The 18,407-nt window shown below is 62.0% G+C and carries 12 protein-coding genes; 8 read left to right on the plus strand and 4 right to left on the minus strand.

The genetic code is table 11. The features are described 5' to 3' along the window. Positions 1-1,231: 1,231 nt before the first annotated feature. The 6 genes from OXI69_02950 (at position 1,232) to OXI69_02975 (ending at position 10,890) form a co-directional block, all read left to right on the plus strand. Positions 1,232-4,660 carry a TonB-dependent receptor gene (locus tag OXI69_02950; GenBank protein MDE2665090.1) on the plus strand — a complete coding sequence of 1,143 codons (3,429 nt, stop codon included), beginning with the start codon at positions 1,232-1,234 and terminating at the stop codon, positions 4,658-4,660. Between the two features lie 611 nt (positions 4,661-5,271). Then, positions 5,272-6,411, plus strand: a complete 1,140-nt coding sequence (locus OXI69_02955) for an aldo/keto reductase (GenBank protein ID MDE2665091.1) — start codon at positions 5,272-5,274, stop codon at positions 6,409-6,411. An 81-nt stretch (positions 6,412-6,492) separates the two neighbouring features. Next, complete coding sequence (locus tag OXI69_02960) at positions 6,493-7,461, plus strand: amidohydrolase family protein (GenBank protein MDE2665092.1); 969 nt, start codon at positions 6,493-6,495, stop codon at positions 7,459-7,461. Positions 7,462-7,474: 13 nt separating this feature from the next. Next, positions 7,475-9,052: a D-aminoacylase gene (locus OXI69_02965; GenBank protein ID MDE2665093.1), complete on the plus strand. Its 1,578-nt coding sequence runs from the start codon at positions 7,475-7,477 to the stop codon at positions 9,050-9,052. A gap of 78 nt (positions 9,053-9,130) precedes the next feature. Further along, positions 9,131-10,075, plus strand: a complete 945-nt coding sequence (locus OXI69_02970) for a hypothetical protein (protein MDE2665094.1) — start codon at positions 9,131-9,133, stop codon at positions 10,073-10,075. A 71-nt stretch (positions 10,076-10,146) separates the two neighbouring features. Further along, complete coding sequence (locus OXI69_02975; GenBank protein ID MDE2665095.1) at positions 10,147-10,890, plus strand: SGNH/GDSL hydrolase family protein; 744 nt, start codon at positions 10,147-10,149, stop codon at positions 10,888-10,890. A 6-nt stretch (positions 10,891-10,896) separates the two neighbouring features. Here the strand turns inward: OXI69_02975 and OXI69_02980 are convergent, their stop codons facing one another. Further along, positions 10,897-11,682: an aldolase/citrate lyase family protein gene (locus tag OXI69_02980; GenBank protein MDE2665096.1), complete on the minus strand. Its 786-nt coding sequence runs from the start codon at positions 11,680-11,682 to the stop codon at positions 10,897-10,899. 178 nt (positions 11,683-11,860) lie between these two features. On the opposite strand from OXI69_02980, the gene OXI69_02985 reads away from it, so the two are divergent. Both OXI69_02985 and OXI69_02990 read left to right on the plus strand, forming a co-directional pair. Further along, the gene (locus tag OXI69_02985; protein MDE2665097.1) at positions 11,861-12,712 is read left to right on the plus strand and encodes a phytanoyl-CoA dioxygenase family protein; all 852 of its coding nucleotides are present in this window, start codon (positions 11,861-11,863) and stop codon (positions 12,710-12,712) included. A gap of 87 nt (positions 12,713-12,799) precedes the next feature. Further along, positions 12,800-14,083 carry a cupin domain-containing protein gene (locus OXI69_02990; GenBank protein MDE2665098.1) on the plus strand — a complete coding sequence of 428 codons (1,284 nt, stop codon included), beginning with the start codon at positions 12,800-12,802 and terminating at the stop codon, positions 14,081-14,083. Positions 14,084-14,370: 287 nt separating this feature from the next. Here OXI69_02990 and OXI69_02995 read toward each other — a convergent pair whose 3' ends face one another. The 3 genes from OXI69_02995 to OXI69_03005 are packed head-to-tail and all read right to left on the minus strand — an operon-like array spanning position 14,371 to position 18,021. Next, entirely contained in the window at positions 14,371-15,276 is a 906-nt protein-coding gene (locus OXI69_02995; protein ID MDE2665099.1) for a phytanoyl-CoA dioxygenase family protein, read from the minus strand. A 44-nt stretch (positions 15,277-15,320) separates the two neighbouring features. Further along, complete coding sequence (locus OXI69_03000) at positions 15,321-16,088, minus strand: hypothetical protein (GenBank protein MDE2665100.1); 768 nt, start codon at positions 16,086-16,088, stop codon at positions 15,321-15,323. 49 nt (positions 16,089-16,137) lie between these two features. Continuing rightward, positions 16,138-18,021, minus strand: coding sequence for a tetratricopeptide repeat protein (locus tag OXI69_03005; protein ID MDE2665101.1), 1,884 nt, complete (start codon positions 18,019-18,021; stop codon positions 16,138-16,140). Positions 18,022-18,407: the final 386 nt, after the last annotated feature.

The raw sequence follows: 18,407 nt of genomic DNA on the forward strand, positions 1-18,407 counted from the left end.
GCTCTATCCTCCTCGATCGATACCCTATCAGCGTGTAAACCATGTTTGCGGTTTAGGGTGTAAAGGATGAATGCGGTCTGTACCGTCTCACCGACTCCCCCTCCAGGGGGGAGTGATTCGAGGCCAGCAAAAGGCTTCCAGTAGAACTCTATCACTCCCCCCTTGAGGGGGAGTCGGTGAGACAAGGGCTTCGCCCGCAGTCGAACCGGTGGGGGGGACGGAATCGGCGAGACCGCCACATAGGAGCTTCAGCCCGCGGTTGAGCCGGTGGGGGGGACGCGGCGCTGCGTATGTGGCGGCAGCGGGTGATGGTGGCGTGAGGGGGCGTTTCGTTGGGGAAGCAATGCGTTCCGGAACGGGTGCTTACTATTCGCCGCATTCGCGGCTGGGTGGGTGCTGAACCCATACGACCCCGGGTTGCCACCCGGGGCTACCCTGGGCCGCAGCTACGCAGCTCTATAAGGATGGCTCGTAGGCGGCGTCTTGCTAGGTAACCCACGTCAACCGCAGCATTAGCAGCTCTCCCCGAACCCACAACACTGCAAGAGGAAACGTGCTTTTCTATTCAGAATATGTCCCGGGCCACAGCCCGGGGGAAGCCATCGGAAAACGTCACGTAGGGGAGTTAAGCCGCGAACGCGGCGGCAGCAAATACCGGTGAACCAACCTCAAGCGCAAGCCCGTTACTCATCTGCAAATAGGCCGCATGAGCCAGCTTCCTTACCAGCCGCGAATGCGGCGACAGCACTTAGCCGTGGGCGTCAGCCCATGGGGCGCGACCCGGATTCATGCCCGGGGCGAGCCATTGGGTTGGGTTAGCGTTAGCTTCGAGCCAGCCGGGCGGGGGTGTCCAGGAGCACGCCTCGCAACACCCCGCAGCCTCTCCTGAACGACGCCAACCACGTCCCACCGACCACCCTTTCGTCAGGTCATCTTCCCATATCCGGCGGGCTGCTACGAGATTCTGTAGAGAGATCCGGAATGCTGTAGTTGCCCGAGCGTTCGGGGACAATGTCCCGGTTGTCCAATCGGCAATAGTCCTGTCTTTTCTCCAACGATTGTGGTACTTTGCAAGAAATTTTTTTCCCGTCTTACAATGGCAGGCGAATTGCACCATAGTCATTAGTTGAAATTGAGCGGTATCGAATCCGATCCCGACTCGAATAGATTATTGGTCTAAACCCTTTCAACCTGATTGTCCGACTCACCCCATTCGGAGGTAACGAACCCCATGAGGTCTCTACTTTCCAACAAGGCTTTTCTGATCCTGACCTTGATTCCGGCGCTGGTCGCGGGCCTGTCATTCAACCCGGCCCTGCTGGAAGCTCAGGTCCAGTTGTCCGGATTCCGCGGAACCGTTACCGATCCCAGCGGCGCCGCCATCGTCAACGCCGAAGTCACGGCCACCAACGAGGCCAGCGGAATCTCTCGTACCACGGTGACCACAGAGGTGGGCGACTATGAATTGAGAGGACTGGACAACGGCACCTACACCATTGCAGTGACGCTGCCCGGCTTCAAGCGCTACGTCAACACCGGAGTGGTGGTCTATGCGGGCGACGTCCGCCGCGTGGACGTGGAGCTGGAAATCGGCGAGCAGGCCACCGAGATCACGGTTTCGGAGGAAGGGGCCACCATCGACACCGATACGTCGGTCATCAAGCACCGCCTCGGAAATCAGGAGGTCTACGGGGCCAACATCGGGGCCGCCCTCATTTACAATATCTACCAGAACCCCGGTACCGAGGCTCGCGCCCAGGTGCACGGCGGCTTCGCCAACAACCTGAGCGAGGAGCAGGACGGAATCCCCACCAACGCCTACGGTTCTTTCCGGGCCACCCAGGAGACCCTGCAGGAAGTCCACCAGGTCGACTTCAACGCCGCCGCAGAGTATCGGGTGCCGACCAACGTCTTCGGCATCGGCAAGCAGGGAACCAACCAGTTTCACGGCGAGATCTTCGGGGAGTTTCGCAATCCGGCTCTCAATGCCCTGCCTTCCGGCAATTCAGGTCCCAGGCCGCCTTCCAAGACGTCCAAGCGATGGTCTTACGAGGCCAGCGGCCCCGTCTGGGTCCCCAAGATCTATGACGGCCGCAACAGGACCTTCTTCCACTTTCTCTATCAGCCGGCCTCCAGGGAGAACCCGGTGTTCAATACGGGCCGGGTTGTGCCCACCGCGGCGATGCGGGCCGGCGACCTCAACGAGTTCATTGCCTTCTCCAACTGCGTGTTCCCCAGCGCCGCCAATCCCAACCCCACCGTGCCCTGCCCCACCAACCCCTACAACGTGGTCAACGGGATTCAGCAGCCCTTCCCGGGAAACATTGTGCCGGAGAGCATGATCAGCCCCATTGCCCGAAGAGTCTTGGACAACACTGGCGTTCTGCCTTTGCCCAACTATGGACCACCGGGGGCGTTGTTCGATAACTTCCGCTACATTTCCTACAATGCATCCGACAACAACTGGCAGAAGTACACCTTCGACCACGCCATCAGCGAAACCAACACGCTGACCATCGCCCACTACCGCTATAACAACGTCTCTCCCGAAGGCCGCGGCGACCCCTTTCCGAACGCGGGCTTCGTGGAAAGGGGAAACACCCGGGCCATCAGCATTTCCAACAGCCACACCTTTGGCGCCAACGTGGTCAACGAATTCCAGTACGCCTGGAACCGGCAGCAGTCGGTCTGGGCCGTCGGGGACGTGCAGGGGCGGGATTACCTGACCCAGATCCTGGGAGTCACCGAGTTGGGCGGCCGCGTCCTGCGGGAAGGGGTGGGAACTCCCCACATCAAGGTGCGCACCCTGGGGCGGCAGCTCAGCTCCCATCTGGGGTCCTTCAACCCATTGCCCTCCACCCTCATCGGGTCGCTCTTTTCGGGTGAGACCGACTACGAGGATGGCGAGGTCCAGCAGTGGAGAAACAACATCTCCGTCAACCGGGGAACCCACCTCTTCAAGACCGGGTTCGAGTACCGCCACCAGTCCCCGCACATGTTCAGCACCATCAGCATCCCGGCGCCGTTCGGGATCTTCGACTTCAACGGAAGGTTTACCGGCTACGATTTTGGAGATCTCCTTCTGGGATTGCCCTTCACGACCCAGATTGACGGCGTCCGCCCCAGGGCCGAGGCCCGCCACAACGAGTTCGGGTTCTACTTCCAGGATGACTGGAAGGTGACGCCCAGGCTCACCATCACGCCGGGAATCCGCTTCCAGCATTACGGCGTTCCCAGCGAGGTCCTGGGCGATACCATTTACAACTTCGACCTGGCTACGGCCAGAGTGGTGGTGCCCAACGACAGGTCGACGCAGGCCATCGCTCCCAACTTTCCCATTGAAGTGGTCACGGCCGGGGAGGCCGGCTATCCCTCCGGCTTGAGGAACTTCAAGAGCGTCCTGGTCGATCCTCGCTTGGGCTTGGCTTTCCGCGCCACCGACAGCCTTGTCATCCGGGGCGGCTACGGCGTCTTCCACGTGCCCTTCGTGAAGTCCACGGCCTGGGCCATCGCCAACGTCTTCGGGGAGTTCGACCGCGCCGGAATCCTGGCCGGTCACGTCTGGGGGCCCTACCAGTTCAGCGAGTTGTTCCAGGACAACGAGATCGTCAACGGGGTTCCCAACTTTACCTGGGAGCGTCCCTTCCCGGCAGGGCAGGTGGGGCCCACCAGCCTGACTTCCGCCGACGTTGACCTGCGCAAGAACAACTGGCCCTACGACCAGCAGTGGAACATCACCCTGGAGAAGGAGTTCGGCCTCGGCTGGTCGGGGCGGGCCTCCTGGGTGGGGTCCAGGGGAGTTTCCTGGCCCTACATCGAAGACCTGCAGGCCATCCGTCCGGGCAGCAGCTATCAGCCCTTCGATCCATCCAAGTTCGCCAACGTCCACGCCCTGCAACTGGGAGGCAACTCCAAGTACAACGCCCTGCAACTGGAGTTGACCCGGCAGTTCTCCAGCGGGATCTACTTCCGGGGCTGGTTCAACTGGTCCAAGAGCCTGAACGATGTCCAGGGGGGTCTGTTCGGCTCCTCTTCCGGCTTCTTCCAGTCCAGCGCCGGTCAGCGCCACAACGACTACGGGTGGCAGGCGGGCGTCCCCGACCTTACCTCCCGCTGGCTGGCGGTGGTGCCGCTGCCGTTCGGGAAGGGACAGCAATTCGCTTCCGGCGCGTCGACCTGGCTCCATCACCTGATCGGCGACTGGACGCTTGTCCCTCAATTCAGAACCGGTGGACGCGGCAGGTTTATTCCGGTCTTCAGCGGCGGAAACCATCCCGCCCTCAAGCTCCGCGGGGACGGCGCCCGGCCCGACCTGGTGGGAGGCTGCAATCCCAACGACACCGGTTTCGAGGGAAGAGGGCAGCTCTGGAATCGGGGATGCTTTGCGCTGCCGCCCGAGAGCCGCTACGGGACCGCTCCCCGGGGCGCCCTCAGGCATCCCAACCGATGGGATCTCAACATCAACATCTTCAAGGAGTGGAAACTCATTCCCGCCCTGGAGCAGAGCCCCTACTTCAAGCTCGAAGCCTACATCAGCAACCTGTTGAACCACGCCAATTCCGGCGGGGCCAGCACCAATGTCGCCGATCCGAACTTTGGCATCGTTCGTAGCGGAGGCGGGAACCGCGGAATCACGCTTCGCGCTCGGCTCGGCTTCTAGATCCCAGCCGTTTTCGAAGCTCTCGAGGCAGTCAGGGCCACCGCCCTGGCTGCCTTTTTTTTGGGCTGGGGCTGGGGCTGGGGCTGACACCGGTTGGCGGTATCAGGGACCGTGGATGGACAGGAGGCTATGCCGTAGGAGATCGATATCTTGATTTATGAACATGGATGCACAGGATGCACAGGATAAACAGGACGAGAGCTTCCTGCACCGGAAGCCGGCTCGGGAGATGATCCAGTGCGGATTCGCGGATTCCCGGGATTACAGGCCAGCCGTGTCCTGAATAAATCCTGAATAATCCTGTGCATCGATGTTATTTTCCCGTCTAGTGGCTGAGCGTGCCGCTAAAGCAAATCCGTTTCGCTTGGTGGCCCTTCGTCGTTCTTCGTGTGACTTCGCGGACAACTCTTTTCCCCTTGTGGTTTTGCAGCGCAGCCGCCTTTCCCGGTTCCAACCCGACCCTTCTCACTTGACCCGCCGGAAATGCCGGTAGAGAATAGCGCTCACTCTGGGGCGTCATGCCTCAGGACCAACGGTTGAAGCTGACAGCGGCTCCGCCCGCAAGCCCTCCTTGCCGGGCGGCACGGGCCAAGAGATGAAAGGATCCAGCCATGCCGGTCATTTCCCGGTTTCCCTGCGGCGTCTCTTCATTCAGGGATCGCCGAGACTTTCTGAAAACCTGCGGTACGGCGGCCGGAGGGGTGCTGTTGAGCAATCTCTCCGGGTGCGGGTCGGCGCCGCCCGAGGAGCCGGCGGTTGAGCGGCCGTCTCACCTGGTGAGATTCGGGCACACCGATCTCTACGTGTCCAGGCTGTGCCAGGGCACCGCCTTTCGCAAGGTGAGCCGCAAGGGCGACGATCCGGAGGGGCTGCGCATCCTGCGCCACTGCATCGACATCGGCGTCAACTTCTTCGACTCCTCGGAGGCCTACGGTTGGGGCGGTTCGGAAACGGTTCTGGGCAAAGCCATGGCCGGAAGGCGTGACCAGGTGGTCGTCTGCACCAAGGCAGCGCCCGTGGACGGCCCGGATTCGGAGCGATCGGTCTTTACCCGCGAGTCCCTGTTCCGCAAGGCAGAAGGGAGCCTCAAGCGCCTGGGCACGGACTATATCGATCTTTACCTCCTGCATTCCCCTGACGAACGGACCCCGAGGGAGGATTCGGATTCCCCACAGCCTGACATCCCCACACGGGAGCACATGGAGCAGCTCGCCGACAGCCTGGACGACCTGGTCAAGGCCGGCAAGATCCGCTACTGGGGGGTTTCCAACCACTTGGCCCGTCAGGTCGGAGAGTTGGTGGAGTTGGGGAAGCGGGAAGGCAAGAGCCCCATCGCCGGGCTGGAAGACTATTACAACCTGGTGGCCGCCGATCGAAAGGACTTCATGTTTGACGAGCTGTTTCCTCTGATCCGTCAGGGAAACCTTGGCCTGCTGGCCTTCAGCCCCCTTGGGGAGGGCCGCTTGGCACCGGGCCGGAAAATCCCGGAGGGATCTCCGTTGACGGGTCCCATAGAGACGCTGGATTCGGTCGCCAATGAATTGGGAGTGACCCGGCCCCAGGTTTGCGTGGCCTGGGTTCTGAGCCATCCGGAAGTCACCAGCGTGCTGGCCGGAGCCGAGAAACCGGAGCACGTTTCCGACAACTTCTCGGGAACCCGGATCACCCTCCCCGAGGAGGCTCTCCAACGGTTGAACGCCGCCGCTGCCGTCTACACCCAGGCCGTGTCAACAACGGACAAGAAGGGCTAGACTGTCTTGCTACGGGCCGGTCTCGGTCTCCTGGTCCTTGGGTTTCGGTAAAGACAGCCCACCCATACTCATGAGGTAACCATGAAGGAAATCACCCGCAGAGAATTGCTGGCATCGGGGGCCGGCCTGGGGTTGCTGGCGGCCGGAAAGCCGACACCCCTGGCTGCCACCCCGAGCAAGCGGATCGATATCGTGGACGCCCACGTGCACGTGTGGACTCCCGATACCGATAAGTATCCCCTGGCGCCGGGGTTCAGCAAAAAGGACTTCTGGTATCCCAGCTTCACTCCCGAGGATCTGGCCCGTCACAGCCGGCCCCAGGGGGTCCGCCGAACCAACCTGATCCAGATGACATGGTACGGGCTCGACCACAGCTATATTCTGGACATCATCGCCGCCCGGCCCGGCAACTTCGTGGGGACGGGAATCGTCCCGGCGGTAACCGACGTCAGTCTGGCCCGACCCGACAGGACCATGGTGGACCTGGCCCGGGGAGGTATCCTGGCCTTCCGCATTCGGGGAAAGAGCACGCGGCCGCGCTTGGGCGACGGGCCCCGCTGGCTCGACCACGAGGGGTACGAGAGGATGTTCAAGGCCGCCGCCGACCACCGCCTGGCCCTCAGCTTCCTGATGTCGCCGCCCGACCTGCCCGAGCTGGACCGCATGTGCCGCCGTTACCCGCAAACACCGGTCATCATCGATCACCTCTGTCTGATCGGAAGACTGGGAACCTTCCCCGAGGAGCAGATCACGGCCCTGTGCGACATGGCCAGGCACCCCGCCGTGATGGTCAAGATTGGAGCCTTCTATGCGCTGGGGGCCAAGAAGCCGCCTTACCTGGAACAGCTTCCGCTCATCCGCCGGGTGGTGGAGGCCTTCGGTCCCGAACGCTGCATGTGGGAAAGCGACTGTCCCCTGCAGGCTCTCAAGGCTCCCAACAGCTTCGAAGCCGCGGTGGCCTTGATTCAGGATCACGCCGACTTCCTGAGCGAAAGCGACAAGGACCAGATCCTGGTGAAGACGGCCGAGAATTTCTTCTTCAAGCGCTGAGAAGGAGATCCCGGTGATTCTCTTGTCCAACGGAACGGTGGTGGATGGCAGCGGCAGCCCGGGCAGGGAGGTGTCGGTCCTGATCCATGGCGGCCGAGTCCGGGAGGTGGGTGCGGTTGCCGCCTCCCCGGATATGGAGGTGGTGGACTGCTCCGGACTCACGGTGGCGCCCGGTTTCATCGACGTGCACAGCCACAGCGACCTGGAGGTGCTGGAACACCGCCCTGAGAAGGTCCTGCAGGGGGTCACCACGGAAGTCGTCGGCAACTGCGGGTTCTCCCTCTTTCCCAAGTTGCCCTCGGAGAAGCTGGTCCCGAGCTTCGATCTGTTCGAGAGGCGGGGAAACAAGGCCTGGACCGATGCGGCGGCCTACTTCGACGACCTTCAGGAGGTCGGGAGCCGAACCAATGTGGCGGCCCTCACCGGCCACGCCACCCTCAGGGCCAACGTCTGCGGGATCAAGGCGGCCCCGCTCGATTCGGCGGAGTGGCGACGGATGGAACGGAGGCTGTCCTCCTGCCTGGAGCAGGGATCGATCGGGTTCTCGACCGGACTGAACGAAGCCCCCAGCAGCTACGGAGATTTCGCGGAGCTGGCCCGGCTCTGCCGCATCGTGCACGGACACGATGCCTACTACACCACCCACCTCAGAGACTATAAATTTCACATCCTCGAGGCCGTGGAGGAGGCTCTCAACCTGGGGCGTGAGACCGGGGTCTCGGTTCAGCTTTCCCACCTGCAGACGGTGGGCCGCATGAACTGGGAAAAGATGGATGCGGTGTTGGACCTGGTGGACCGGGCTGAGCGGGACGGGGTGGACGTGGGGGTCGATGCCTACCCCTATCTGGCGGGATCGTGCCATCTAACTCAAGTTCTGCCGAGCTGGGCCCTGGAGGGGGGAACCGGGCGGTTGCTGGAGCGGCTTTCTGACAAGGACACTCGGGGCAGGATTGCGGATGAGACCGAGGCCAACCTGGGCAACGGCTGGGAGAACCTGTTGATCGCATCGGTTCGGGAGAGGGGCCACCAATGGATTGCATCGGCACGGGCGAGGAGCCACCAGGCCCTGGTCGGCAGAACCATTTACCGGGTGGCCGAGGAACGCGGCCGTTCCGGTGTGGAAACGGCCCTGGATCTGCTGCAGGAGACCCGGGCCTCCCTGATGATTGTTTCCTTCAACCAGTCGGAAGAAAATTTGCGCAAGGTGTTGAGCCACCCGCTGACCTCAATCATCACCGACGGGGTCTATACCGAGGGGAATCCCCATCCTCGTACCTTTGGAACCTATCCCACCCTGCTTGGAGAATTCGTTCGAGAGAAGGGCTGGTTTACGGTCGAAGAGGCGGTGCACAAATCGACGGCGCTGCCGGCCCGCCGATTCAAGCTGGAACGGCGAGGGTTGCTGGCCCCGGGATACTGGGCCGATGTAACGGTATTCGATGCGAAACGCATCGGCACTCAGGCCGACTACATGGAGCCCCACCGTGCCCCCCGGGGCATTCACCACCTTTTGGTCAACGGCGAGTGGGCGTTGCGGGAGGGGAATCTTCTGGACCGGTTTCCCGGTCGTCCCCTGAAGCACCGGGGGTGAATTCAGAACGGGGGACACTCCCCGGGGCCGGCCGTCATCGACGCCGACCATTCTTCAAAACAGGAAAGGTCTGGACCCATGGTCGAGAATACCGATTCAAGTGAGCAGTTGCTGTCAGATAGCAATCACTGGAGACTGGCTCTCTCCCTCGACAAGCAGCGCCAGCCCGTGGCGGGCAGCGAGAAAGCCCTGGCCGACGCCATCCGGCGGGGCGCCGACCTCAGAATCTATACCGAGTTCCGGCACAACGAGCACGTGGACCGGGACTCCGACAATCCCGAACTGGTTCAGGAGGTCTCCGACTTTCGGGTGACATATCTGCTGGAAGATCGATGGACGGCCGGGATCATGAATCTCAGGCAGCCGGTGGGACTGGTGGAGGACGGCTTTGGCCCCCGGGCATCCATGTCCTTCTTCATGTACAACCAGAACGGCCTGCAGGCCATCGCCCGGCCCTACCTGGACGGCAGGCCGGACGAAGGTCTACCGGGGTCCTCACCCCCCTACGATCAGGGTTCTGATCCCAACACCCACCGCTTCGACGATTGGGATGCAGGCACCAACGCCCCCAGCCACAACTTTGTCTATGACTTCGAATCCTACGGTTTCCATGTGCTCGATGTCTGGGAAGAGGTTCTCTCTCACACCGAGGACGGCACGGTGGTGTCGGGATCGGTAGAGGAACTGGCCAGGCAATGCGCCCGCGGCCGGGACGTCAAGGTGGGGCTCCGGGGTCTGTGCGCCGACCTGGCCGAGGACCCGGCAAAGGCCATGGACCACGAGGTATTCGTCCACGTGGGTCCCAACTACTACTATACCGACCAGAAACGGCTGTGGGGGGCTGCCCAGCCGGTAGTTCGGGTCAAGCCTTCAATTCCGATCCGGTACCGGAGCAAGGGCTGGGATTTCGGTTGGCTGTTGGCTCGCACCGACGGCTACCTGGCCCGTTGGCTGGTCAATCCATACACCCTTGAGTTTCAAAAGAGCCAGGTCCGCTGCGCGGCCCGCTGGTTCGTGCGCTGAAGAAGGGCCGGAGCACGCTTCCCGGTGAGGCATGCCGGCGCGAGGCAGGGACTTCCCATCCAATCTCTCCAATGGACGATTCCTCGACGTTCCTGAACAAGCGAGACTACCGCAAGACTCCCTTTAAAGTTGGCGTAGCCCTGGGTGAAAGCACCACGGCCGGCGGAACGGCGACTCGACGGGAGCTGACCTGGGTCCACCGGCTGGGCCAGTTGATCGACGAGGCGCAACTGGAGCCGGTCAAGATGATCAACAGCGGATTGGGAGCCAACCTGATTTCCCGGAGAAGCCCTGCCTACGAAAACTCCGGGAAGCCCAGCGCCATGGAGCGTTACGTTAAGCACGTGTTGGCGCATCGACCGGACCTGGTGTTGGTTTCCTATGGGCTGAATGATGCCAGGGGAGGGACGCCTCTCGAGGCGTTCCTGCAGGACCTCGGGCATATCCTGCTGGACATCAAGGAGCGCAGCGGCGCCTTGATGGTGTTGGTGAATGCCTACTACATGACGGCCTTCGATCAATACCCGCCATTCGATCGAGGCAGCCTGGAGTCGTTCATAGGGTTCAATGCCGCCATGCGGCACTTGGCGCAGGAATGTGACGTGCTTTACGCCGATGTCTTCGAGGCCCAGGGAATGGCTCCCTGGATGGTTGACCCTGACGGTGTGCATGCCAATAACCTGGGGCACCGTGTGATAGCCAACCGTGTCTTCGAGGTCTTGGCCAGGAACTGCAGCGCCCTTTCCCAAAGTGCTGTCGAGTTGAGGAAAACCTTCCAACCCTGGCGAGACGAATCGGTGTTGCGCCGGCGGTGAGTCACCTCATTCCGGCTCCAGCACTCCATCCATGTCTCTGCGGCATTGGTCCAGGACCCCAACCAGAAAATAATCCCCTCCCCAGGGCATCACCTGGCCTCCCATCCCGCGGTACTTTTTCAAGGCCTCCAGGGAGGGCACTGTGACTCCCCAGGCCTTGCCGGCCCGGCTGGCCGCGTCGGCCACCCGCCGGACGGCGTCATCCAGAACGAACGGCTTGGCCCCGGGCAGGCTGGACATGCGACGGGTGAGATCGGCGGGGCCTACGAAAAGACAGTCGATCCCCTCCACGGCAGCAATTTCGTCCACGTTGTCCAGTGCCTCAGGGGCTTCGATCTGGGCCAGGATGAAGGTCTCGCGGTTGGCTTCCCCACAGTAGTCGGCTCCCGGTGTCCAGGCAGCCAGGGTGTAGTCGGCGTCCATTCCCGCCCCGTCGACCCCACGGTCACCCAGAGGTGGAAATTTAACCGCTCGGACCAATTGCCTGGCGACCTCCGCGTTGTTGACAAAGGGAAACATGAATCCGGCGGCTCCCTCTTCCAGGTAACGGTACAGCCGAGCGGGCTCGCGGGTGGAGGGACGGATCATGCAATCGATATCGTGGAGATGACACAGGGCCAGAATGGACTGCACTTCTCTGTCGTTCATGGTCCGGTGTTCCAGGTCGAACCAGATCCCGTCGTATTGAGAGTGGGCGGCGTGGCGGATGAAGAAGGGAAGGAAGTGCCCCATTCCACAGATCCGGGCGAACTCTCCGCTGCGGAATTTTTTCAGGACTTTACTCTTTCTCACTGGTGTGGCTCCTGGGGTTCTTTTGGATGTGAGCGGCTGGAATCGATGGTGGAAGTGATCGTCGTCAGACCCTGTCCGCTCCTACCATATCACCTTTATAAATCCACCCGTTTACTCTATGATCCCTGTTTGCTCCCGGGATTCCCGATCGGGGGATCAAGTCCGTGCCGATCGCTTCATGCAACCTGGCTTAAGAAAGCAACTGGACGAAGAGGGCTATGTCATCCTGCGGGGGCTGGTGGAGCCGCAAGTGGTGGCCGAAGCCCGAGCCGATCTCGACGGGCTGGTCGACCAACTGGCTGCCGGGTTGATTCAGGAGGGACGGGCCCCGTCCTCCTTGGCGGAAGAGCCTTTCGAGACCCGGATCTACCGACTTTTCCGGGACTGCCTGGACCAGGCGCCCCAAAGCTTCCGCCACGAACTGCACTTGCCCGGAATCTTCGGCTATTTTTTTCATCCGGAGCTTCTCGACCTGGTGGAGTCGGTCTTGGGCGGCGAGATTCGCCTCTATCCCAACTACACCGTGCGTCCCAAGCTCCCCGACTGGGAGGGGACCCGCATCTGGTGGCACCAGGACGGCGGTTACACCCACTTCGTGCACACCGATGACAGTGTGCGGCACGATGACGTGGAGGAACTGCGAATGCTCAATGTCTGGTCGCCGCTGGTTCCGGCGCGGGAGGAGAACGGCTGCATGCAGTTCGTCCCCGGCAGCCACAAGCTGGGGGTGGTGCCCCACGTCAGTCGACGCTATTACCTGGAGATCGTGGACCCCAGGTATACGCCCCTTTTCGAAAAGGCCGTCTCCATCGAGCTGGACCCGGGAGACGTGGTGCTGTTCAGCAATCTCTTGTTTCACCAGGGATTGCCGAATCGAAGCCGGACGGTTCGCTGGAACCTGGACTGGCGCTATCAGGATGCCCGCCAGCCCACCCTGCGCCAGGACCAGGGACACATCGCCCGCAGCCGCAGCCGGCCGGCCAGCGCCGTGCGGAGCGCCGAAGAGTGGGTCCGGCTGGAATTCCGCTAGTTATTAGAGACCGACTTGCACCGGATCGCATGGAGTCCGGAGATACTGCCTCTGTCTCCGGGCCAATCAAACCAATGGAGGAAACCGATGCCGACGCGCTACCTGAGGATCCCGCTCTTGGGATTGTTTTTGCTGGTCTTTTCCCTGTTGCCCGGTCTGGCCACGGAACGGGTCTTTATCCTCAAGAACGAGGGGGAAATCGTCCAGTACAAGATCAGAGACAAGCAGGAAGAGGTCAAGCGGGTCGCTTCCTACAGCGACAAGGATTTCCCCGGTGTTTTTCCTGCCGCCTCGATCTCCATGAAGCGGGGCAATATCCTCTCGGTTTATGACCGCCAGCGGCATCTGACCGGCCGTCTGGTCTACGACCCGAACGCGGACCGGCTGAAGCTCTATGACGGCAATCCGGGGGATCGTGCCGGGCTGAGCGGGCGGCTCCTGGAACAACCGAACCTTGACGAGACCTTCCGCCAGCGCAGTCACATGTACTTCAAGGACTGGAACAGCGCGCCGCGTCGAGATCCATTGAAGAGCAAGTTCGGGAAGATGACGGGGAGCACCTACAGGGATGTCTTCGTGCTGCAGGGCCGGGTATTCGGGATCTCCGGCGATCACGTGTACCAGCTTACGGACAAGAAGGGAGAGTCCCTGGTGGGCGGTCCCCGAACCGCCCTGGTGTTGTCGGGGGCCGATCTAACGGGTGCTGCCGAAAGCCCCTGGGGCGAGGCCTTCATTGCCGATGCTGCTTCCGATCAGCTTCACCGTGTTTTTCTGAGGGAGGGAGAACTGGTGGCGGAGAACCCTGTAAAGAGTCCGACCCTGAAATCTCCCAGCGGTCTCGACTTCACGGCTTCCGGGGAACTGTTCGTCGCCAACGGCACGGCCAACCCTCACGCCGTATCCCGACTCAAGTTCAATCTGAGCGGCTTCACCCGTTGGTGGCCGCGGGCCGGGAAGGGATTGGATCTCGACGGGAGCGGCGCCCTGGATGTGGCGGTGGCGGAGCCGGTAGGGTACGTGATCTCCGAGAAGACCCATCCTATCCGGCAACTCAGCGCTGAAGAGGCCGGAGGGCACTTCGGTATTTCACAGGTAGTCTATCTCGCACCGCAAATCAACTCGGAATCGGCGGTCATCGCCCTGGTTCAGTACGGCCCCGGGGGAAACACCCCGGTCCATTACCATCCGAAAATGGAGCAGATCGAAATCGTGCTGGAGGGCAAAGCCCTGTGGGAGGTGGGCGAGTTCGAGCGCGAAGTCGGCCCGGGGGACGTCATCTTCACTCCCCGCTTCGTCAAGCACGGATACAAGGTGCTCGGGGACAAGCCCTTCAAGTTCCTGCAGTTGGAGTGGAGGAATATCGAGGATTAGGCGGAAACACGCCCTGTTCAACTCTGTACTGGCGGCGCCGTCATATGGAGGAACGGCGGCGCGGCTAGGTGAAAAGTGAATAGTGGCTAGTGATCAGTGGATAGTTTTTCGATCCACACGGGAAGCTCTTATGGATCTCGGCTCAGTCCTTCAAAGAGCGCAACCAAGTCGTCAGGCACTTGCCTGCCGTTAGGACTGATCACTGACCACTGACCACTGATCACTGGTTACTCGTCTAGCAACACGCCTGTTTGAACCCGCATGATCCGTTGTGTCGTATGGGACGGCTAGGCGGAGACCGGCAGTTCCGGGTAGCTGGGCCCCTGAACGATCTCTCCCACGGCCACTCCTTCCACCGATGCCATGCGGTCGTTCCAGTCCTCGCCGCCACGGCGGATGTGTCCCGGCATCAGGTGCATGACGTAGCTTCGCCGGGGGTTGTCGGTCTTGTTGCCGTAGGAGCCGTGAAAGGTCCTGCAGTGGTGGAAATGGCAGTGGCCGGCCGGCACCTCGCAAGCCACCGGCTCCACCTGGGCGGGCAGATCGGAGCGCTTCAGCAGCCACTCGGGATCGGCCACGTCCACCTCCTCGCGGGAGTAGTCCAACTCCCAGCGGTGGCTTCCCGGAACCACGTACATGCAGCCGTTGTCCACGGTGGCATCGTCGATGGCGATCCAGCAGGTGGCCAGGTCCGGAGGGTAGACGTGGTCCCAGTAGGTGTAGTCCTGGTGCCACCCCAGCTTGGTCTTCTCGTCGAAGGCCGGCTTGTAGATCATCTGGTCTTCCCACAGCCGCACCGGGCCTTCCATGAGTTCGTTGGCCAGCGTGCTGACAGCTTCGTTGCCCAAGACCTTGCGAAACACCGAGTCGTGGCGGGAAAGGTTGACGACCTTCACCGAGGGCAACTGGCCCTTGGCGTCCGACCGTTCCACCGTTTCGCCCTTGTAGAGCTCGGGAAAGGAGATGCTGCCGTCCAGGATGCCCTGGATGCGCTGCTTCAACTCCGCGATGGTGGCGTCCGACAGCACTCGAGGCCCCAGCAGATATCCGTTGGTATGGAAGAATTCAATTTGTTCCTGGGTGAAATGCACGGTTTCTCCTTGAATTAAAATTTTCTGCCCGGCCGCATACCGAACGATGGCCGACTCGTGAACCGCAAGAGACCCTCCGAACCAGCGGTATCGACCTGACATTCTAGTCTTACCCACGGCGGCGCGGCAAGAGAGACTTGATTGGCCTACCTGCCGAACTCGCTCAAGAAGGCCCTGTGGGCCTCCTCGGGGCTGCCTTCCAATACGGCAATCCGGCCCCTCCTGCGAACGGATTCTCCGGAGGCCATGTCCCCAAAGAAGGGATTGGAGTGGACGCATCCGTAGGCCGGGGTGATGTTGCTCTGGAGGAACTGGCTGTCGTCCCATCCCATCCAGAGCGTCCGGTTGGAGCCGGCGGCGCTCACCCACAGGAATCCGTCGTCGGGGCGTTCGACCGTGTGGCTCCACTTGGCTCCGGGTCGAGTGGGGTCCCCATGCAGCTTCTGGGGAGTGTGGTCCCGGACGAAAGAGAACAGGTATACGGGGCGACCTCCGATGGTCTCCATCTCGGCAAAGGACCGGACGCGTCCGCCGCACACGCATCCGGTCCGTTCCCTGGTCAAGTCGACAAAGGAAGCCGCTTGGGTCAGTTGGAGGCAAACGGCCGAAATTACCTGATTCCAGTCCCGCGGACTTGCGTTGGTGAGCTCGAGGCTGAGATCGAATCCGAGCCGGTGTGACCGGATGCTGGCGTCAATGGCGAGGCTCCCCGGGATTTCGACCCTGTAACCCAGGGTCGAGCCGTCCCGAGGTTGCCATACGGGGCAGGGGGATGGGCCGTCGAAAAATACGGGCCGCTCCGAAGTGGCCCCGATCTCGACCAGCTCCGGAAACCAGAGTGCGGCTCGGTCTCGGCCATCGGCATCCAGAGACAGAATGGTTTGAGTAGAGCGTATTTCCACGGGCGGCGGCATGGATGGTTTCTCCTGAGGGCAGATCGGGTTCGGAGGTCGGGCGGGTTCTCTATCGTCCAGTCAGGCCGGCCCGTCTGAGAAGGCTAAGGGCGGGCGGATAGTTGGCGGCGGCCGAACGCCGTATCAGGGCCCAGCCCTCGGCCGTCTTGAACCGTCGCAGCAAGGTGGTTCCCAGGTTATAGAACAGCTGCGGCGAGCGGTTGCCTTTCGCCAGGGACTGGCGGAACGCCGCCTCGGCCCGGTCGTATCGGTCCAGGTGGAGGTAGCAGACCCCCAACTGGAAATGGATCGGGGCGGTTTTGGAAGGGACGGGAAGTCGTTCCCACTGTTCGACGGCCTCCCGGAAGCGGGAGAGGCGGTAGAGCGTCGAGGCCAGGTTCAGTCGTGCCCAATGCGCTTGCGGGTGGGATCGCAGCCCGCTGGTGTAAGCCCGGGCCGCCTGGCGCAGTTGGCCCAGTTGTTGGTGGCAGTAGGCGAGATGGAGCTGATAGGAAGCCTGACGGTCTCCGGGTTGGCTGTCCCCGGCCAGGTCGCTGAAGGCAGCCAGCGCCGCCGCCCAGTTCTTGGCCTCCATGTGGCGGAAGGCCATCTCGCGGCGGCCCTCCAACTCGATCTCCCCGATTCTCCGCTGGACACCTGCGTCGTCCGGCCGAAGGTCGGCAATCTTCCTCAGAACTCTGAGGGCTTCCTCTTTCTGCCCCTGGGTGTAGAGACAATAGCTGATCCATTGCAGCAGTCCCGGGTTCAACGGATTTCTGCTTTCGACCCGGCGAAACCGCTCCAGGGCGGCTTCGGGCTGTTGCTGGTCCTGCTTCCAGTAGGCTTCGATCAGCGATTGGTTGAGATGGGCTCGGGGGACTTTTGCCAGGATGCGCAGGGCCGAGCCGAAGTCGGAACGCCCGGCCAGGATCCAGGTGGCTTCCTGCATGGCCTTGGTGTTGGAGGGATCCCTTTCCAGGGTCTGGAGATAGAGCTGCAAGGCCGGTTGCGGACGATCCAGCCTCTGATAGGCGTCTGCCAGCAAGAGACTGCCGCTGGTGAACTCCGGGTGGCGCTCCACGGCCGGCTCCAGCAGAGGCAGAGCCTGAAGAATTTTCCCTTGGCCCATCAGGCTCAGAGCTTCGATGTAGTCCTCAAACGCCTGGTAGAGCTCCCGGGCCTTGCCTGCCGATTCGGCCGCCTCCCGCTCCTGCCCCAGTTGGCTGTGCAGTTGGGCCAGCTCGGAATGGTAGAGGGGGTTCTCGGGGTCCGCTCCGGACGCCAGCTTCAGCGATTCCAGGGCGGTGGCCGTGCGACCGGCGGCGCGCTCCTTCTCACTCATCCGAAAGAGGATGGAAGCATCGGCCGGGTCCAGCCGACGGGCGATCCTGAGTTGTTCATAGGAGTCTTCCTCACGTCCCTGGATTCCCAACAGCAGGGAATAGAGTTGACGAAATCGAGGCTCACCGGGGTCGATCTCGATGGCGCGACGGGTGTGTTCCACCGCCAGATCCAGACGCTCCTGGATCAGGAAGAGGAAGGCCAGGCGATAGTGGACCCTCTCGTCGCCGTTCCTGAGCCGGTTGGATTGTTGAAAATGACGGATCGCCTGGGGAAGCCTGCCCTGCTGCAGATAGGCCTCCCCCAGGCTGCGGTGGGCTTCCGGGTCCAGCGGCAGCAGTGCCAAGACCCGCTGAAGATGCTCCTCGGCTTTGTCCGCTCGTCCGGATTCGATCAGGAGCAGGCTGAGCGGAAGGAGCAGACGGGGCTCGCCCGGGTGCCTCTCCATACCGGCCTGGAGCAACGCGATGGCCTCCTCGACCCGGTGGTCTCGGCGCAGCTGATCCGCCTGCTGTTCGTATTCGGGAATCGTCTGGGCCGGAGACGGAATCCCGCCCAGAGCCAGCACGAGTCCGGCAACGGCAGGCAACAGGAGGCGACGATGATTCCTCATGAGAGGCCGGCCTTGGATCCGGGCCCGTAGTTCGCAACCACAGGCAGCACAGAAGACTGCTCGTACCTGCGTTCCCAATGCCCAGTGGAGCTAGTATAGCAGCCGCGGGCGTGGCAGGTGTTCAGCATGATTGTGAGACTTGCGCCACGCGGACGCCGGCTCGGCGCACTTACCCTGGCGGGTGAGTTTCACTCACGGGGCGCGGCGTTTACCCCCCTCCGGCTCGGCTGCAGGCTGCGGCCCGGTCGAAGGGACGCCGCGTTGGCCTCGCCGACTCCCCCTCAAGGGGGGAGTGATACTCAGGTACAGACCGCATTCATCCTTTACATCATAAACCGCAAACATGGTTTACACGCTGATAGGGTATCGATCGAGGAGGATAGAGC

The organism is Acidobacteriota bacterium (assembly GCA_028875575.1).
Lineage (GTDB): Bacteria > Acidobacteriota > Terriglobia > Versatilivoradales > Versatilivoraceae > Versatilivorator.